Origin of the sequence: Litoribaculum gwangyangense, from assembly GCF_039543505.1 — a bacterium.
GTDB classification, from domain to species: domain Bacteria; phylum Bacteroidota; class Bacteroidia; order Flavobacteriales; family Flavobacteriaceae; genus Litoribaculum; species Litoribaculum gwangyangense.
The window spans coordinates 356,414-372,771 of record NZ_BAABJW010000002.1 but is presented as its reverse complement, the minus strand read 5'-3'; the positions used below and the strand labels follow the sequence as shown (position 1 = coordinate 372,771).

Sequence of the window (16,358 nt, the reverse complement as noted above, 5' to 3'; positions counted from 1 at the left end):
TTCACTAATTTTAACTAACAAATAAATTACATTTTATCGACAAAAACAACTTTTTATCGATAAAAATTACATTTTATCGAATTTTATGAAAAAAATTGTAATTGTCAGACACGCAAAATCTTCATGGGAACACAATGTTTCTGACCATGAAAGACCTCTTAACAAACGAGGGTTGGATGATGCTAACTTAATTTCAAAAGTTTTGAAAGGCGATGATATAGCTTTAGATTTGGTTTTATCTAGCGATGCGAATAGGGCTTTAACAACTGCTAAAATATTTTTAAAAAACTTAAATATAAAGGAGCATATTTTTCATCTAAACCATGACTTGTATGATTTTTCAGGTAACGACTTCATTAGAGTTGTTAAAAACTGTGATAGTAAAGTCAATAATCTGATGCTGTTTGGTCATAATCATGCCATCACAGCTTTTGTTAATAGTTATGGTGATATTTTTATAGACAACGTACCCACCTGTGGTGTTGTTATTATCGAATTTGATATAAGTAGTTGGAAAGATTTAAAAAAAGGAAAAACTTTAAAAACAACATTTCCCAGAAATTTGAAATAGCATCTATATGGAATCATTAAATTTCATAATTACTTATCAAATTCTAGTCGATATTTAAGCCTAAATAGAATATATTTGTTTAGTAATTACATTTTAAGAATATTAAATGATAAAAACAGAAACTAACGGCAATAGTTATGTAAATAGGGAAATTAGTTGGTTGCAATTTAATGCAAGAGTATTACAAGAGGCTTCGGATGAATCCGTGCCATTAATAGAGAGACTTCGATTTTTAGGTATTTTTTCTAATAATTTAGATGAGTTTTTTAAAGTTCGATATGCTACGGTAAAGCGAATCGTAGAAGCTGGAAAAACAGGAAAGAGCGAATTGGGAGGTATTAGGGCTAAGGAACTTCTTGAAATTATTACCCAAATTGTTATCAAACAGCAAAGTGAAAGTTTAGATATTCTTGACGCTATTCATAAAAGATTAGAGGACGAAAATATTTACATCATTGATGAAACTCAAATTGATGATGTTCAGCATGATTTCATTAAAAATTATTTTTTAAGAATTGTGAGTCCGGCTTTGGTTACTATTATACTTAACGACTCCGTTGTATTACCCAATCTTAAAGATAGTGCAGCTTATTTAGCCGTTAGAATGTTGATGTCTGGAGATAGAAAACAATTTGCACTCATAGAAATCCCTAAATCTGTCGATAGATTTATCGAGTTACCAAAGCAAGGTGATAAGAGCTTTATCATTATGATTGATGATTTACTTCGCCATTGTTTAAGCGATATTTTCAATATTTTCGATTATAAAAACATTTCTGCTCATATGATAAAAATCACCAGAGATGGTGAATTGGATTTTGAGAGTGATTTAAGTAAGAGTTTTATCGAAAAAATTTCCGATAGTGTTAAACACAGGCAAGTAAGTGAGCCAGTTCGGTTCGTTTACGATAAAACCATTCATAAGGAAACGTTACAATATCTGATGTCTAAGATGCGTATTAATAACACTGATAGTATCATTCCAGGTGGACGTTATCACAACAGACGGGATTACATGGGTTTTCCAAGCCTAGGAAGAACCGATCTTTTATATGACAAAATAGAGCCTTTACCAATAAAAGGTTTAAGTCTTCAAAATAGTATTTTCCAAGCTATAGCAAAAAAAGATTATCTTCTCCATGCACCTTATCAAACGTTTTCCTACATAGTTAAATTTTTACGAGAAGCAGCTTTAGACCCCAATGTAAAAACCATTCGAATAACCATTTATCGGCTTGCTGAAATATCACATATTGCAAGCTCTTTGATAAACGCCGCCATTAATGGAAAATCCGTTACGGTTTCTATTGAGCTAAGAGCTAGATTTGATGAAGAAGCCAACATTAACTATGCTCAGCAAATGGAAGATGAAGGTATCAATTTAATTTTTGGGGTGGCAGGACTAAAAGTTCATAGCAAAATGTGTGTTATTGAGCGTGAAGAAGGTAAGAAACTAAAACGTTATGGGTTTATCAGTACTGGTAATTTTAACGAATCTACTGCAAAAATTTATACTGATTTTACTCTTTTCACGTCCAATCAAAAAATATTAAAGGACTTGGTTAAAATCTTCAGTTTTTTTGAAGCAAATTATAAAATATACCGATACAAACATTTAATAGTATCGCCACATTATACGCAAAAGGCAATTTTTAAGTTTATAGATAATGAAATTGAAAATGTAAAAAATGGAAAAGAAGGCCTTATTAGGTTAAAAATGAATAGTATCTCAAGTTATGTAATGGTAGATAAACTCTATGAAGCCAGTAGAGCAGGAGTTAAAATTCAAATGATAGTTAGAGGCATTTGTTGTTTGATACCGGGCGTAAAAGGTATGAGTGAAAACATTGAGGTCATAAGTATTATTGATAAGTTTTTAGAACATTCCAGAATTTATATTTTTGGTAACGGAAGCGATACCAAACTATATATTTCATCGGCAGATTGGATGACTAGAAATATCGAAAACAGGGTAGAAGTAAGCTGTCCTATATACGACGAGGAGATAAAAAAAGAAATTATTGATACCTTTAACATCAGCTGGAGTGATAACGTTAAAGCACGTTTGATAAATGATAATCAGGAAAATGAATATCGAATAAATAAGGATGAAAAAGTAAGGTCTCAATTTGTAATCTATAACTATTATCAAAAAAAACTTGAAAACTAGTATGCTTTCAATAAAGAAATATGCAGCCATCGATATAGGTTCAAATGCCGTAAGATTACTTATTTCAAATATAATTGAACAAAAAGGGAAACCTGTTCAATTCAAAAAAAACTCATTGGTACGTGTCCCCATTCGTTTGGGAGCAGATGTTTTTGTTAAAAATAGGATATCCAAAGAAAATGCTCAGCGTATTATTGATACAATGTTGGCTTTTAAATTACTTATGAAATCCCATAAGGTGGTTAAATATAAAGCCTGCGCCACATCTGCTATGCGTGAATCGGAAAACGGAAAACAAGTCGTGGATTTGGTCCTTAAAAACTCTGGCATTAGTATAGATGTGATAGAGGGTGAAGAAGAAGCGGCCATAATTGCGGCTACCGATTTGGATAAGTTTATAGACAATACAAAAACTTATTTATATGTTGATGTTGGTGGTGGTAGTACCGAATTCACCATTATAGATCAAGGAAACCAAGTGGCATCAAAATCATTTAAAATTGGAACAGTAAGGTTGTTAAACGATATAGTTTTAAAAGAAACATGGCAAGAACTCGAAAAATGGATCGGAGATCATGTTAAAGATTTTGAAAAAATAGATGTTTTAGGATCTGGAGGAAACATCAACAAGATATTCAAAATATCTGGTAAGGCTATGGGAAAGCCACTTTCATACTTTTATATGACTTCTTATTACAATATGTTACAAACCTATTCTTATGAGGAACGTATTACCGAGCTAGATTTAAACCAAGATAGGGCAGACGTTATTATTCCAGCCATGCGTATTTACCTGTCTGCCATGAAGTGGAGTGGAGCTAAAAACATTTATGTCCCTAAAATCGGACTTGCGGATGGCATCATTAAAAGCATCTATTATGATACGGTTTCAAGCAATACACAGTAAAATTTTGCACTTTACCTTTTATAATTGCACCTTTTTAAATTTATAATATATATTCGCAGTGATATCCCAAACCCATTACTTATGAAAAGAATATTACTACTAGCAATACTATTTGTTCTATCTATTCATGGATTTTCGCAAGATAAAGAATCAGATAGTATTCCTAATCTGAACGCCATCAATCAAAATAATTCTACTTTTCAAGGTGTAAAATATGGAGTAAGAGGTGGTTATAACATCTCTAATTTGGATTTTGAAAACACACCTTCTTTTCCAAACAAGCATAGAAACAGTTTTTATTTTGGTGTTTTCGCTAATATTGGTTTATCTAAAACGATATCAGTAGTCCCTGAATTACAATTCTCTGCCGAGGGTGCAAATGATGAAAACTTACACCTAGATTACATACAAATGCCTATTTTTTTAAGATTTAGATTGAGTGAAAAATTCCATGCTGGTTTAGGTCCACAAGTAGGACTCAAGGTACACAAATATGAAGATGGTATAGCAAATATGGCCTATTCAGCTTTAGCTGGTGTAGAATACAAAATAAATTATGCTATTTTTGTAGATGCCAGGTATACGTATGGAATTAGAAATATTTTTGATGACAAATTAGGAATAACTGCCAGAAACACCAACATACAATTAGGAATTGGTTATAAGTTTTAACCGTGTATAGTTTCCTTTTTGCCTAAATTACTCATAATTTCACTTTCATATACTAGAAGTTCTTGCCATTTGGCATCGACTTCTTTTTTTTCTCCATATTTTCTGGCGAATCCCAAAAACATAGTATAATGGTTAGCTTCACTTACCATTAAATTTCTATAGAATTTTGCTAATTCCTTATCTTGTAATTCTTCAGATAATAATCTAAAGCGCTCACAACTTCTAGCTTCAATTAATGCAGCATATAGCAATCTGTGCACTAATTGCGTAGTTCTGCTGCCTCCTTTTGGGAAGAATTTTAAAAGCTCAATGACATAATCATCACGTCTATCACGTCCCAAAGTCCAACCACGCTCTATGATTTTATCATGAACCATTTTAAAATGGCTAATTTCTTCTTTAACCAAAGCGGTCATTTCTTGAACTAATTCGGTATATTCAGGAAAACTTACAATTAATGAGATAGCTGTACTTGCCGCCTTTTGTTCACAAAAGGCATGGTCTGTCAATATGTCTTCGATATTTTTTTCTACAATGTTTACCCAACGAGGATCTGTTGGCAGTTTTAGTCCTAGCATAGCAAATATTTTAAACCCGTGATTTCTTTAAATTATGATTCCCCATAACATCAATTTCAAGATTGAATAAGACTGCATGATTTTCAAAAGGATCGAAATAACCAGCTATTAAAGTAATGGAATCTTTTTTAATACTATTTTCTTCATCCACTCGAACATTGATATTTATAGCTTTTGAAAGGAAAAGTTCTTTTTGTATCTCATTTTTAAGAAAAAAATCGTCATTTATGGTTTCACTCCATATGAGTTTGCCATCTTTTTCAATTTTAACTTCGGAAATCCAATCTCTGTAGTTGTTATTTTGATTGATATAGTTATCATTTATGATGGTTTTGTGAACGGATTTCTCCATATTGGTATATGATTTGATCTTAACCCTAAAACCATTACTCAGAATAGTATCAGAAATAACTTGAGTATATTCTTTAGGGATGAATTCAACTATTTCAACAGGTTTTAAAGAGTTTACAAATTTGGATATGGACTCATTTAAAGTGTCCTGTTTTGTTTTATTATTATGGCAGCCAAAAATGCTTATAGCTAGTAATAATAAAATTAACTTACTGTTATATAAAAGTTTAAACATCTAAATCGAAAGTTTTTCTTAAAATATCAATATTTGGGTTTTTCTCTTTTAGTTTTTCAAACTTTTCATGAGTTGTATAGACATATTGCTTTTCCAATTCCTCATTTACAGTGATACTAAAGTTGATATCATAGTTATTGAGTTTTTTTCTTAAATACATAAGAATATCATACTGATTTTTCTCCAATTCAACCTTATTAGTTTCATTGGGAAATTCTAAGTTGATTGTTGTACCCTGAACTTTCGGACTATCCATGGCTAAAATGGAAGCTAAATTGTGCTTGCCGCTATCTCTTAATTCTTCGGTATATTGCTTCCAAGCCTCAATAAGTTCAGTTTCAGTAAAAGGCTCTTTTGGTAAATCGTCTTCATTCATTACGACATCCAACTGCTTAATTTGATGCTCTTTCTTAGCCTTGATGCTACTTAATGATAGTCCAGATGGTCTTTTATCTTGTTTTAAGACTATTTTAGGCAATTCTTTTACTTGAAAAGCCTTTACATCTGTAATGTTTGTATTTGAATGTTCTTCAACTAACTCTTTCTTCTCTTCTTCTAATGGAGTATGATTAGTTTCTTCGTTTATTTTTGGGAGGTTGACCGGAATAGGAGTAATGCCCTTATTTATAAAATACGATGCTGGTATTATAAAGTTTTTGCTATTTTTTTTTTCTCCATCAAATGTGATAGAGGCGAGCTGCATTAAACATAATTCAACCAATAAGCGCTGATTTTTACTGGTTTTGTATTTAAGGTCACAATCGTTGGCTAAATTAATGCCCTGCATTAAAAACTCTTGAGAAGCTTTTTTAGACTGCTCTAAATATTTCCTTTTGGTGTCTTCACCAACTTCCAAAAGTTCAATAGTTTCAGGGGTTTTACTTACCAATAAATCCCTAAAATGCGAAGCTAAACCGGCAATGTAGTGGTGACCATCAAAGCCTTTAGAAAGGGTGTTATTAAATTGAAGTAATAATTCTGGTATCTTGTTTTCTAAAATTAAGTCCGTACTTTCAAAATAGGTTTCATAATCTAAAACATTAAGATTTTCGGTTACAGCCTGTCTTGTTAAATTTTTACCTGAAAAACTAACTACCCTATCAAATATAGAAAGAGCATCTCGCATAGCACCATCGGCTTTTTGAGCAATAATGTGAAGCGCATCGTCTTCAGCTTGTATACCTTGTTCCTCAGCAATATATTTCAAATAATCCTTGGCGTCTTTTACCGTAATACGTTTAAAATCGAATATTTGGCAACGTGATAAAATAGTCGGAATAATTTTATGTTTTTCAGTAGTTGCCAATATAAATATACAATGCTTTGGTGGCTCTTCTAAAGTTTTTAGAAAAGCGTTGAAAGCGGCTTGTGATAGCATATGAACCTCATCTATAATGTACACTTTGTACTTTCCTACTTGCGGAGGTATTCTAACCTGATCGGTTAAACTTCTAATATCATCTACGGAGTTATTAGAAGCCGCATCCAATTCAAAAATATTGAATGCAAAGTCCTCTTCTTCAGAAATATCTCCTTCACTATTAATCATTTTTGCTAATATTCTAGCGCAGGTTGTTTTCCCAACACCTCTTGGCCCCGTAAATAATAGTGCTTGTGCTAAATGATTATTTTCAATGGCATTTAATAAGGTGTTAGTAATAGCCTGCTGCCCGACAACATCTTTAAATGTTTGTGGCCTGTATTTTCTGGCTGATACTACAAAGTGCTCCATTGAAATTTTCTTGAATAACAAAGTTAAAAATTCAGTTTAAAATTAAGTGTTAAGACATTGAAAATTAAAACGAGTTATTAACAATTTACGTACTTTTGCCACAAGTAAATCGCCTTATCGCTATTTTAAATTTTTAAAGTAGAGGAAAGTCCGAACACCATAGTGCAACATAGTGGTTAATAGCCACCAGTCGTGAGGTTAGGAAAAGTGCAACAGAAAGAATGTACAGGTCAAGCTGTAGTGAAATCAGGTAAACTCTATGTGGTGCAATGTCATGTATACCAACGTTTGAGGGCTGCACGCTCGATTGTTGGAGGGTAGGCAGCTAAAGTGTATTGGTAACAATGCACTCAGATAAATGATAGGGACTCTTTTTTGAGTACAGAATTCGGCTTATAGATTTGCTTGCATATAAATAAACCCTTCTCAGTTTGTAAGAAGGGTTTACTTTTTATAGATTAGATAATATTTAATTGGGTGAATAAGCCAGATCTGGACGCATTTCTCCTGTGTATTCTTCCATTCGATCAATATTGTTCATCACTTTACTAAATACCTCCCATCTTTCCTCATAAGTCCCAAGGAGTTTTTCATTAGCTTTACTTTTGGTAGCGGCGTCAATTTCATCTTTATACGAAATAGCTACTAAATAAAAACTTTCAGGACAACCAAAGGCACTGCTATAAACTCGATAATGTTCTGGAGAGTTTTTGCTTGTAAAAAGATCTTTTACAGCTTTCATACCTTCTCTTAATTTACCACCATTTTCGGGTTTATAATACATATAAAACCATTTGCGATAGTTTTGCCCTTCCTGCGTCATACTAATACCATCCGGCATATAAGTAAGAGTTTCATCCAAGGCAATAATATAATCACTATGGGAATCGTAGCATTTGTCAAAATCTTCAAACATTTTCCCAAAGTCTTCTCCCATAGCTTTAGACATATCCGCAAAAGGACTTTTATCTAATTCCGCAAAATTTTCCATCGGGGTTATGTACAAATATTTCATATCGTTCGTTGTTGCTGCTGCCCAAGACGTTTGAACTTTATGTTCTTTACAAGCTTCTAAGAATTTCTTGGCAGTGCTTTCATATTGCATCAATTTCGATGGATTTACATTATCCTGATGTATTTGATACATTTTCTGGGCTAGTGATAAGTTAACTAACAAAAATGCGATGCATAAAAATGATATATTTCTTTTAATGTTTGTCATAATTTAAATTTTTGGTTTATTAATTTTAAATACTTAAGCTTTCGGTGGCGTAATTCCAAGTTGATTAAACATGATTTGATTATCGAAAAAAGCATCTTCTTGGGTGGCTTTACCCTCGGCATTAAATGTCCAGACACTCATACCTAATACATTAACTTTTTTATTGGTAGGTGCATTTCCTAAAAATTCACCAGTATTGGTTCCAACACATCGCCAAGTTATTATAGCTTTGTTATCTTTTATTTCTGAATTTTCAAGAATAACCTTAAAATCTGGAAAACCTGTAAAGAAATTACTCATCATGGCTCCATATTCTTCTTGGTTGTTTACCTCACGTGTACCGTTTGAATTTCTTATTAAATTTGGAACCGTGATAGATTTCATAGCATCTTGATCATTTTTATTCCAAACAGCCACCATAGTATTTATGGTATTTGTCAAAGTTTTTTCATCCATAGACATAGCATTATAATCCTCAATTTCATTTAATGCTGTGCTAATAGGAGACGTATCAAAGTAGTCATAAATCTCAGCAATTTTTCCATCCACATATTGTGCAGTTATGTGAACAGGGACATCTATTTCTTTGCCATTAGCTTTTAGTGTTCCATGCCAATTAGCCCAATAATTTACCCAAGTTTTATCTTGATTATCTAATACCATTTCCACAAAAGATCCTTTTTCTTGAAATCCATAAGACGAAAAGTTTGATAGCATTTCTTTTTGATTATTTTCAAGATCAGAAACTGAGATGCTTTTTAATGAATTCACATACAATTTCGCAGTATCGGAGAAATGTGCACGCCAACTTTCCCAGTCGCCATTTGAATATTCTGAAATATTAGACTTAAAGTCGGTTATTTCCGGAGATTCAACAAAATAACGCTCTTTCGGTTTTTCACAGTTAAAAAATAAAATAGCGCTTAATCCTAATAGAAAAATTTTTTTCATTGTTATGGTTTTAGTTGATTAATATTAATAATAAACCATAACTTAACATACCAAAATAGTTAAATTTTGAATGTCGTAAATTAAATATGAATAGAGTCAGGGACTCTTAAGGAGAAGTCTAATTTACTGAAAAAAAGCGAATTATAAAAACATATTTATACTATTTCAAAAAAACTGAAAACACTACCACCATAACTTTTGGAATAACTGAAATTAATTAATGAAGATAAGTCTGTGTGTTTTGAGTGCTCAACAATTAAAATGCCATCTTCTAGTAACAGGTTATTTTGAAATATTAATTCTGGAATTTTCGCGAACTGTACGTCCGAAAAATTATAAGGAGGATCTGCAAAAATAATATTGACCTGTAAAGTAGATTTCTCTAAAAACTTGAAAACATCAATTTTGATAGTTTGTATAGGCATATAAAATGCTTCAGCGGTTTGGTTGATGAATTTTATACATCCAAAATCTTGGTCAACACACGTAATATTATTAGTGCCTCTAGATGCGAATTCATAACTGATATTACCAGTTCCCGCAAATAAATCCAATACTGAAATGTCATCAAAATAGTATAAGTTATTGATGATGTTGAACAAGGATTCTTTTGCCATATCTGTGGTAGGACGAACCGGTAAATTTTTTGGTGCTATAATTTTTCGGCTTTTATATAATCCTGATATGATGCGCATTAAAAACTTTTTATTAATACAAAATTGGAGTGTTCTGATTTTGGTTGAATTTCATACTTGTAATTATCAAACCTTTTACCAAAACTTATTTTTCTAATGTATTTATATGCTATTTTGTATAAATCATTATCTTTTGTAATATCTCCAATAAATACCAACTCTAACGTTTCTGGATTAAGATTTAATTGTTCGGCAGTAAATAGTATAAAATATATGAAATCTTCTTTTGTTTGGTGCTTAAAAGTATTGTAAAGCATCAATTTAGCATTTTCAATAACTATGATTTCAAAATGATCTCTACTAACATTCACATAAACTTTTTGTGCTTTGGCATTTTTTTCAATTTGCAAAACATTGCTTATCAAAATGGTCGATATGTGTTTATAGGTAAACTCACCGAATATATCATAAATATAATTATTGATGTTTATGTAGGGAATATAAACATTCACGCTTTCATTAATAAAAAGTTCGTCATAAGTAATAAAATCACTTTTAAGAATTTTGGAACTGAACTTTAAATAATCGGCCAAATAATCTTCATTAAATAGTGGTTTAGGGACTAATGCTGATAAATCATTGTCATGAATAACACAAACATCATAAAATCCTTCAGTTAAAACAGGTTCATTTTCAAATTGCTTTTTTAAAGCATCTAATAACTCTAATGGGTTTAACTTTTTGTCGAAATCAATTTCTTTAATAAAAGTTATATAATTTTTCTCTGAGTTTAGGATACAAAAAGAAAGTCCACTCAAACTTATTTGAATGGACAGTTTTAGTTTAATTAGTTTGTTAGAATTTTTATTCTGCTGAACCATAGGTTTTAGGCCAGTTTCCGTTGGTGTTTACTTCCTCCATTGACCCTACTTTTAATCTATCTCCATTTACACCATCAACTGATACTACTTGATTTTCTTGTATTAGAAGATCTCTATTTTGATCAGCTAAAATGGTGTTTTTTAAAACATACGATTCAAAAACAGGTATTTTTATATCGTTTTGCTCTATAAATCCAGCTTGTAATTTAAATTTCTCACCTTCAGTGCCTGGAATATTCATCATGGTTTTATAGCGTGTAGACGTTTTAAATAATGAATCCTTAACAGGAACATAACCTAATGTATCAATTACAACAATTTCTTTAAACATATCCACTCCAAACTGCTTTGTCAAAACTTCATCTAAAATAGTGGAGTCACGCCGTTGCGTAATGGTAAACTTTGCCGTATCAACAAATTTTATTAGGTTATCAAAATTATCAGTAAACTTACCCGTAACTTGTCTATGAGCTAATTCGGCATCTCTAATATCTTTTAAGCTTTCAATAACCGTGGCGTAACGTTTATTTTTTACTTTGTTAAATTGTATAGGCTCATATATAGATAGATAAGTTTGGTAACCTAAAAATGCAATTAAAAGCCAAAGTACTATGTTTAAAATGGGTTTAAACTTAGAAGGAATAAATTTGTCAACTAACTTTACTAAGCCAATTGTAACTAATATCACTGCAACTGCAATAAGAATAAATGTTAACATAGTATGTTTTTAATTAAAAAGTTATTATTTGGTATTTAGCAAATCTACAATTTTTTTTTAATCGTAAAAACCTAAGAGAGTAAAAATCATTTCTATCTTTGAATAATTTATAAAAAGGCTTCTCTTTAAATGACTGCATCCGAATTTTATTCCCTTATAAAGCAACAATTTCCATTTCAACCTACACTAAAACAAAACGTGGTACTTCAACAACTTTCTGAATTTATTTTCAGTAAAGACTCTAACGCTCTTTATTTATTAAAAGGGTATGCTGGTACAGGAAAAACAACCATAGTTGGCACTATTGTTACTAATTTATGGAAAGCGAAAAAAAGTGCCATTTTAATGGCACCAACTGGCAGAGCGGCTAAGGTAATTTCAAATTATTCAGGAAAAGAAGCCTTTACTATTCACAAAAAAATTTATTTTCCGAAGAAAGAAAAAAATGGTGGTGTAAAATTTGTTTTGCAGCCCAATAAACATAAAAACACCATTTTCATAGTGGATGAAGCCTCAATGATACCAGATACTCCAGGTGAATCGAAACTTTTTGAAAATGGCTCCTTATTAGATGATTTAATGCAGTATGTATATTCAGGTCATCAATGTAAATTATTACTCATTGGTGATACGGCTCAGTTGCCACCTGTAAAACTCGATTTAAGTCCAGCTTTAAATGAGGACAATCTTAGTTTAAATTACAATAAACAAGTAACCAAAATGGAGTTGGATGAAGTGGTAAGGCAAGAACAAAATTCTGGTATTTTGGTAAATGCCACAGTTTTGCGTGAAGCTTTATCAACCGTGGTAAATGACTCCTTTAAATTTGATTTAAACAATTTTACAGATATAGTGAGATTGGTAGATGGCCATGAAATCATGGATGCCATTAACGATGCTTACAGTAGTTTGGGAAAGGAAGAAACCGCCATTATTGTTAGAAGTAATAAACGAGCTAACTTATATAACCAGCAAATACGAAATCGTATTCTTTTTAATGAAAATGAACTAACTACAGGCGATTATTTAATGGTGGTTAAGAATAATTATTTTTGGATAAAACCAACCACCGAAGCAGGTTTCATAGCTAATGGTGATATTATAGAAGTTCTTGAAATTTTCAATATCACCGAACTTTATGGTTTTCGTTTTGCGGAAGTAAAGGTAAGAATGGTAGATTACCCTCGAATGCGACCTTTTGAAACGGTACTTTTATTGGATACTATTGAAGCAGAATCTCCATCCTTATCTTATGAAGATTCCAATAGATTATATCAGGAAGTTATGAAGGATTTTGAAAATGAAACTAGTAATTATCGTAAGTTTTTAAAGGTAAAGGGCAGCAAACACTTTAATGCCCTACAGGTTAAATTTTCCTATGCCATAACATGTCACAAATCGCAGGGTGGACAGTGGCAAACCGTTTTTGTAGAGCAGCCTTATTTACCAAATGGCATTGATAAGGAGTATTTACGTTGGCTATACACTGCAGTTACCAGAGCTAAAGAAAAACTATATTTAATAGGCTTTAAGGACGATTTTTTTGAAGATTAGTTTTTGATTATATTTAAACATGACTCTAGAAACTATTATTAGTATTTGTTTGGGTGTTGGATTAGCAGCATCTGCTGGTTTTCGAGTATTTTTACCATTATTTGCATTGAGTTTAGCGTCTTATTTTGATGTTTGGCAACTCAATGAATCTTGGCAATGGATAGGTAGTCAAACAGCATTAATTACGTTGGGAGTAGCCACTTTAGTGGAGATTTTCGCTTATTTTATACCCTATATAGACAATTTATTGGACAGTATAGCTGTTCCATTGGCCACAATGGCAGGAACTGCTGTAATGCTATCAACTGTTTCAGATTTGAGCCCTGCAATTACATGGTCTTTGGCTATAATTGCCGGTGGAGGAACTGCGGCAGCCATAGCAGGCACTTCAAGCACAACAAGATTAGCATCAACGGTTTCTACGGGTGGTTTAGCTAATCCTATAGTTTCAACCTTAGAGACAATCATTGCCATTGTTATGTCCCTTATTTCAATTTTTATTCCCATCATCGCCATTATTTTAGTAACTATTATGTTATTATTTATTTTTAGACTTTATAAAAAGTTTAAACCTACCAAAACTAAAAAGGTCTGATATTTATGTTATTTTTGAATAACTTTTAAGCTTAATTCATGAAAATAATTTCAATGATTCCTGCTCGATATAATGCGTCTCGTTTTCCTGGAAAACTTATGCAAGATCTTGCCGGAAAAACAGTTATCCTGAGAACTTATGAGGCCACTATTGCAACCCATTTATTTGATGATGTTTTTGTAGTAACTGATAGTCCAATCATTTTCGACGAAATCATTAATAATGGAGGGAAAGCTATAATGAGCAAAAAAGAACACGAATGTGGTAGCGATAGAATTGCTGAAGCTGTTGAAGACTTAGACATTGATGTGGTTATTAATGTTCAAGGTGACGAACCATTTACAGACAAGGAATCGTTAACAAAACTCATTGAAGTTTTTAAAAATGATACTAAAAAGGAGGTAGATTTGGCCTCCTTAATGGTTCATATAAATGAAGAAACAGAAATTAATAACCCCAATTCTGTAAAGGTGGTTATAGACCATAACAACTTTGCTTTATATTTTTCACGCAGCGTTATTCCTTATCCTAGAGATAAAAGTGTTGCTGTTAAATATTTTAAGCATAAAGGCGTTTATGCCTTTAGAAAACAAGCTATTTTGGATTTTTACAGATGGCCTATGTTATCATTAGAAGCCTCAGAAAAACTAGAACAACTAAGATATTTAGAGTATGGAAAACGCATAAAAATGGTTGAAACTAATGTACAAGGCGTAGAGATTGATACACCAGAAGATTTGGAACGTGCCAAAAAATTATGGAAGTGAATTATAAAAACATAAAAGTAATTGGTTTTGATGCCGATGATACGCTTTGGGTTAACGAAACCTACTTTAGAGATGCTGAAGTTGAATTTGGCAAGTTGTTATCAGATTATGAAACCCTCAATAAGATAGATCAAGAGTTATTTAAAAAAGAAATTGAGAATTTGGAGTTGTATGGATATGGTGTAAAAGCCTTTACGTTATCTATGGTTGAATCAGCATTGGAAATTTCCAATTTTAATGTGTCTGCTAAAACAATAGAGGCCATTGTAAATATTGGAAAAAACATGTTAGATAAACCCGTTGAATTATTGGATGGTGTAGAGGAGGTTTTGGATAAATTATCAAAAAAATACCGTTTAATACTGGCTACAAAAGGGGATTTACTCGATCAAGAAAGGAAATTGGAGAAATCTGGTTTAACAGGCTACTTTCATCATATTGAGGTTTTAAGCGATAAAAAAGAGGCTAATTATTCAAAGCTATTAAACCATTTGGATATTAAACCTTCTGAGTTTTTAATGATAGGTAATTCATTGAAATCAGATATCTTACCCTTGGTTAATATTAAAGCAAATGCTATTCATATTCCTTTTCACACCACATGGGCCCATGAGCAGGTTAGTGCTAAAGAAACTAATGGTAAAAAATATAAAACGATGAATAGCTTAACAGATATTTTAAATCTGTTATAATAAATAATGTTATTTTTAAACATTGTAAAAGAAAAAATATTACATGAGTTATAAGAACTTTCCAATGGTGTCAAGAGTTATTTTTGGCAGAGGTAGTTTTAATCAAATAAATGATGTTTTAGCCCCAAAACGCTTAAACTCAAAAGCACCTTTTATTTTTTTGATAGATGATGTGTTTAAAAATAATTCTTGGTTAACATCAAGAATACAATTATCGTATGATGATAGAATTATTTTTATATCCTCAAAGGAAGAACCTAAAACTGAGCAAGTTGATGAATTGGCTGAAGAGATAATACTTACGTCAAAAGAGCGGCCATCAGGAATTATTGGAATAGGAGGAGGAACCTTGTTAGATTTGGCCAAAGCGGTATCTATTATGATAACAAATGATGGAGAAGCTAAAGATTATCAAGGTTGGGATTTAGTAAAAAACCCCGCTATTTTTCACGTTGGCATACCTACCATATCAGGCACTGGAGCCGAAGTTTCTAGGACCACAGTATTGACAGGTCCAAGCAAAAAACTTGGAATTAATTCAGATTACACACCTTTTGACCAAGTGATATTAGACTCTGAGCTGACAAAAGACGTTCCCAAAAATCAGTGGTTTTATACAGGTATGGATTGTTTTATACACTGTATCGAATCTTTAACAGGTACTTATTTAAATACTTTTAGCGAATCCTATGGAAATATGGCCTTAGATTTGTGTAAGCAGGTTTTTTTAGAAGACCATCTTAGTATGGAAGAAGCCCAGGAAAAACTTATGATGGCCTCTTGGCACGGCGGAATGAGTATAGTGTATTCACAAGTTGGTATAGCACATGCTATGAGTTATGGTTTGTCATACGTACTGGGAACAAAACATGGTATTGGAAATTGTATTGTTTTCAACCATTTGGAAGAATTTTATCCCGACGGCGTTAAGCTTTTTAAGCAAATGAAAGAAAAGCACTGCATAGCATTACCAGAAGGTATATGTTCAGATTTAAGCGATAGGGAACTTAATACCATGTTACATATAGCCTTGGGCTTAGAACCTCTTTGGGAAAATGCATTAGGAAAAAATTGGAAAAAAATAATGACACCTGAAAAATTAAAAGCACTCTATTTAAAAATGTAAT

17 protein-coding genes and 1 other RNA gene are annotated in these 16,358 nt (G+C 32.0%); 10 read left to right on the top strand and 8 right to left on the bottom strand.

Going from position 1 to position 16,358, the window contains the following annotated elements; all coding sequences use genetic code 11:
* Positions 1-85: 85 nt before the first annotated feature.
* The 4 genes from ABD963_RS07300 to ABD963_RS07285 all read left to right on the top strand — a co-directional run bounded on the left by ABD963_RS07300 (position 86) and on the right by ABD963_RS07285 (position 4,320).
* Entirely contained in the window at positions 86-571 is a 486-nt protein-coding gene (locus tag ABD963_RS07300; RefSeq protein WP_345276301.1) for a SixA phosphatase family protein, read from the top strand.
* A gap of 106 nt (positions 572-677) precedes the next feature.
* Positions 678-2,741, top strand: a complete 2,064-nt coding sequence (gene ppk1 / locus ABD963_RS07295) for a polyphosphate kinase 1 (protein WP_345276300.1) — start codon at positions 678-680, stop codon at positions 2,739-2,741.
* A gap of 1 nt (position 2,742) precedes the next feature.
* On the top strand, positions 2,743-3,648 hold the full coding sequence (locus tag ABD963_RS07290) for a Ppx/GppA phosphatase family protein (RefSeq protein WP_345276299.1): 906 nt from the start codon (positions 2,743-2,745) through the stop codon (positions 3,646-3,648).
* 81 nt (positions 3,649-3,729) lie between these two features.
* Positions 3,730-4,320: a porin family protein gene (locus ABD963_RS07285; RefSeq protein ID WP_345276298.1), complete on the top strand. Its 591-nt coding sequence runs from the start codon at positions 3,730-3,732 to the stop codon at positions 4,318-4,320.
* Here the strand turns inward: ABD963_RS07285 and ABD963_RS07280 are convergent.
* The 3 genes from ABD963_RS07280 to ABD963_RS07270 are packed head-to-tail and all read right to left on the bottom strand — an operon-like array spanning position 4,317 to position 7,216.
* Positions 4,317-4,898, bottom strand: a complete 582-nt coding sequence (locus ABD963_RS07280; protein WP_345276297.1) for a MiaE family protein — start codon at positions 4,896-4,898, stop codon at positions 4,317-4,319. The genes ABD963_RS07285 and ABD963_RS07280 overlap by 4 nt on opposite strands.
* A 10-nt stretch (positions 4,899-4,908) precedes the next feature.
* Positions 4,909-5,484 carry a hypothetical protein gene (locus ABD963_RS07275; RefSeq protein ID WP_345276296.1) on the bottom strand — a complete coding sequence of 192 codons (576 nt, stop codon included), beginning with the start codon at positions 5,482-5,484 and terminating at the stop codon, positions 4,909-4,911.
* Complete coding sequence (locus ABD963_RS07270) at positions 5,477-7,216, bottom strand: DNA polymerase III subunit gamma/tau (protein WP_345276295.1); 1,740 nt, start codon at positions 7,214-7,216, stop codon at positions 5,477-5,479. The genes ABD963_RS07275 and ABD963_RS07270 overlap by 8 nt, the downstream gene beginning before the upstream one ends.
* 101 nt (positions 7,217-7,317) lie before the next feature.
* On the opposite strand from ABD963_RS07270, the gene rnpB reads away from it, so the two are divergent.
* Positions 7,318-7,628: RNase P RNA component class A (gene rnpB / locus ABD963_RS07265), an RNA gene on the top strand.
* Positions 7,629-7,685: 57 nt separating this feature from the next.
* Here the strand turns inward: rnpB and ABD963_RS07260 are convergent.
* The 5 genes from ABD963_RS07260 to ABD963_RS07240 all read right to left on the bottom strand — a co-directional run bounded on the left by ABD963_RS07260 (position 7,686) and on the right by ABD963_RS07240 (position 11,623).
* A complete protein-coding gene (locus tag ABD963_RS07260) occupies positions 7,686-8,438 on the bottom strand; it encodes a hypothetical protein (protein ID WP_345276294.1) in 753 nt (250 codons plus the stop codon).
* Positions 8,439-8,471: 33 nt separating this feature from the next.
* Positions 8,472-9,389 (bottom strand): ester cyclase, encoded by a 918-nt coding sequence (locus ABD963_RS07255; RefSeq protein ID WP_345276293.1) that lies wholly within the window; start codon positions 9,387-9,389, stop codon positions 8,472-8,474.
* A 155-nt stretch (positions 9,390-9,544) separates the two neighbouring features.
* Entirely contained in the window at positions 9,545-10,084 is a 540-nt protein-coding gene (gene rsmD, locus ABD963_RS07250) for a 16S rRNA (guanine(966)-N(2))-methyltransferase RsmD (protein WP_345276292.1), read from the bottom strand.
* A complete protein-coding gene (locus ABD963_RS07245; RefSeq protein WP_345276291.1) occupies positions 10,084-10,905 on the bottom strand; it encodes a DUF3822 family protein in 822 nt (273 codons plus the stop codon). The genes rsmD and ABD963_RS07245 overlap by 1 nt, the downstream gene beginning before the upstream one ends.
* Positions 10,889-11,623: a hypothetical protein gene (locus ABD963_RS07240; RefSeq protein WP_345276290.1), complete on the bottom strand. Its 735-nt coding sequence runs from the start codon at positions 11,621-11,623 to the stop codon at positions 10,889-10,891. The genes ABD963_RS07245 and ABD963_RS07240 overlap by 17 nt, the downstream gene beginning before the upstream one ends.
* A 129-nt stretch (positions 11,624-11,752) precedes the next feature.
* On the opposite strand from ABD963_RS07240, the gene ABD963_RS07235 reads away from it, so the two are divergent.
* Genes ABD963_RS07235 through ABD963_RS07215 form a run of 5 tightly spaced genes read left to right on the top strand, consistent with a single transcriptional unit; the run spans position 11,753 to position 16,357 of the window.
* The gene (locus ABD963_RS07235; RefSeq protein ID WP_345276289.1) at positions 11,753-13,177 is read left to right on the top strand and encodes an ATP-dependent DNA helicase; all 1,425 of its coding nucleotides are present in this window, start codon (positions 11,753-11,755) and stop codon (positions 13,175-13,177) included.
* A gap of 19 nt (positions 13,178-13,196) precedes the next feature.
* Complete coding sequence (locus ABD963_RS07230) at positions 13,197-13,772, top strand: DUF4126 domain-containing protein (RefSeq protein ID WP_345276288.1); 576 nt, start codon at positions 13,197-13,199, stop codon at positions 13,770-13,772.
* A 38-nt stretch (positions 13,773-13,810) separates the two neighbouring features.
* The gene (gene kdsB, locus ABD963_RS07225; protein ID WP_345276287.1) at positions 13,811-14,539 is read left to right on the top strand and encodes a 3-deoxy-manno-octulosonate cytidylyltransferase; all 729 of its coding nucleotides are present in this window, start codon (positions 13,811-13,813) and stop codon (positions 14,537-14,539) included.
* Entirely contained in the window at positions 14,530-15,231 is a 702-nt protein-coding gene (locus ABD963_RS07220; protein ID WP_345276286.1) for an HAD family hydrolase, read from the top strand. Before kdsB ends, ABD963_RS07220 begins: the two co-directional genes overlap by 10 nt.
* Before the next feature lie 43 nt (positions 15,232-15,274).
* Positions 15,275-16,357 (top strand): iron-containing alcohol dehydrogenase family protein, encoded by a 1,083-nt coding sequence (locus ABD963_RS07215; protein WP_345276285.1) that lies wholly within the window; start codon positions 15,275-15,277, stop codon positions 16,355-16,357.
* The last annotated feature ends 1 nt before the right edge of the window (position 16,358 follow it).

What these genes read in the sequence shown, in the direction of transcription:
- ABD963_RS07300 (WP_345276301.1), top strand. Translation starts at nt 86, where the DNA reads ATGAAAAAAATTGTAATTGTCAGACACGCAAAATCTTCATGGGAACAC.
- ppk1 (WP_345276300.1), top strand. Translation starts at nt 678, where the DNA reads ATGATAAAAACAGAAACTAACGGCAATAGTTATGTAAATAGGGAAATT.
- ABD963_RS07290 (WP_345276299.1), top strand. Translation starts at nt 2,743, where the DNA reads ATGCTTTCAATAAAGAAATATGCAGCCATCGATATAGGTTCAAATGCC.
- ABD963_RS07285 (WP_345276298.1), top strand. Translation starts at nt 3,730, where the DNA reads ATGAAAAGAATATTACTACTAGCAATACTATTTGTTCTATCTATTCAT.
- ABD963_RS07280 (WP_345276297.1), bottom strand. Translation starts at nt 4,898, where the DNA reads ATGCTAGGACTAAAACTGCCAACAGATCCTCGTTGGGTAAACATTGTA.
- ABD963_RS07275 (WP_345276296.1), bottom strand. Translation starts at nt 5,484, where the DNA reads ATGTTTAAACTTTTATATAACAGTAAGTTAATTTTATTATTACTAGCT.
- ABD963_RS07270 (WP_345276295.1), bottom strand. Translation starts at nt 7,216, where the DNA reads ATGGAGCACTTTGTAGTATCAGCCAGAAAATACAGGCCACAAACATTT.
- ABD963_RS07260 (WP_345276294.1), bottom strand. Translation starts at nt 8,438, where the DNA reads ATGACAAACATTAAAAGAAATATATCATTTTTATGCATCGCATTTTTG.
- ABD963_RS07255 (WP_345276293.1), bottom strand. Translation starts at nt 9,389, where the DNA reads ATGAAAAAAATTTTTCTATTAGGATTAAGCGCTATTTTATTTTTTAAC.
- rsmD (WP_345276292.1), bottom strand. Translation starts at nt 10,084, where the DNA reads ATGCGCATCATATCAGGATTATATAAAAGCCGAAAAATTATAGCACCA.
- ABD963_RS07245 (WP_345276291.1), bottom strand. Translation starts at nt 10,905, where the DNA reads ATGGTTCAGCAGAATAAAAATTCTAACAAACTAATTAAACTAAAACTG.
- ABD963_RS07240 (WP_345276290.1), bottom strand. Translation starts at nt 11,623, where the DNA reads ATGTTAACATTTATTCTTATTGCAGTTGCAGTGATATTAGTTACAATT.
- ABD963_RS07235 (WP_345276289.1), top strand. Translation starts at nt 11,753, where the DNA reads ATGACTGCATCCGAATTTTATTCCCTTATAAAGCAACAATTTCCATTT.
- ABD963_RS07230 (WP_345276288.1), top strand. Translation starts at nt 13,197, where the DNA reads ATGACTCTAGAAACTATTATTAGTATTTGTTTGGGTGTTGGATTAGCA.
- kdsB (WP_345276287.1), top strand. Translation starts at nt 13,811, where the DNA reads ATGAAAATAATTTCAATGATTCCTGCTCGATATAATGCGTCTCGTTTT.
- ABD963_RS07220 (WP_345276286.1), top strand. Translation starts at nt 14,530, where the DNA reads ATGGAAGTGAATTATAAAAACATAAAAGTAATTGGTTTTGATGCCGAT.
- ABD963_RS07215 (WP_345276285.1), top strand. Translation starts at nt 15,275, where the DNA reads ATGAGTTATAAGAACTTTCCAATGGTGTCAAGAGTTATTTTTGGCAGA.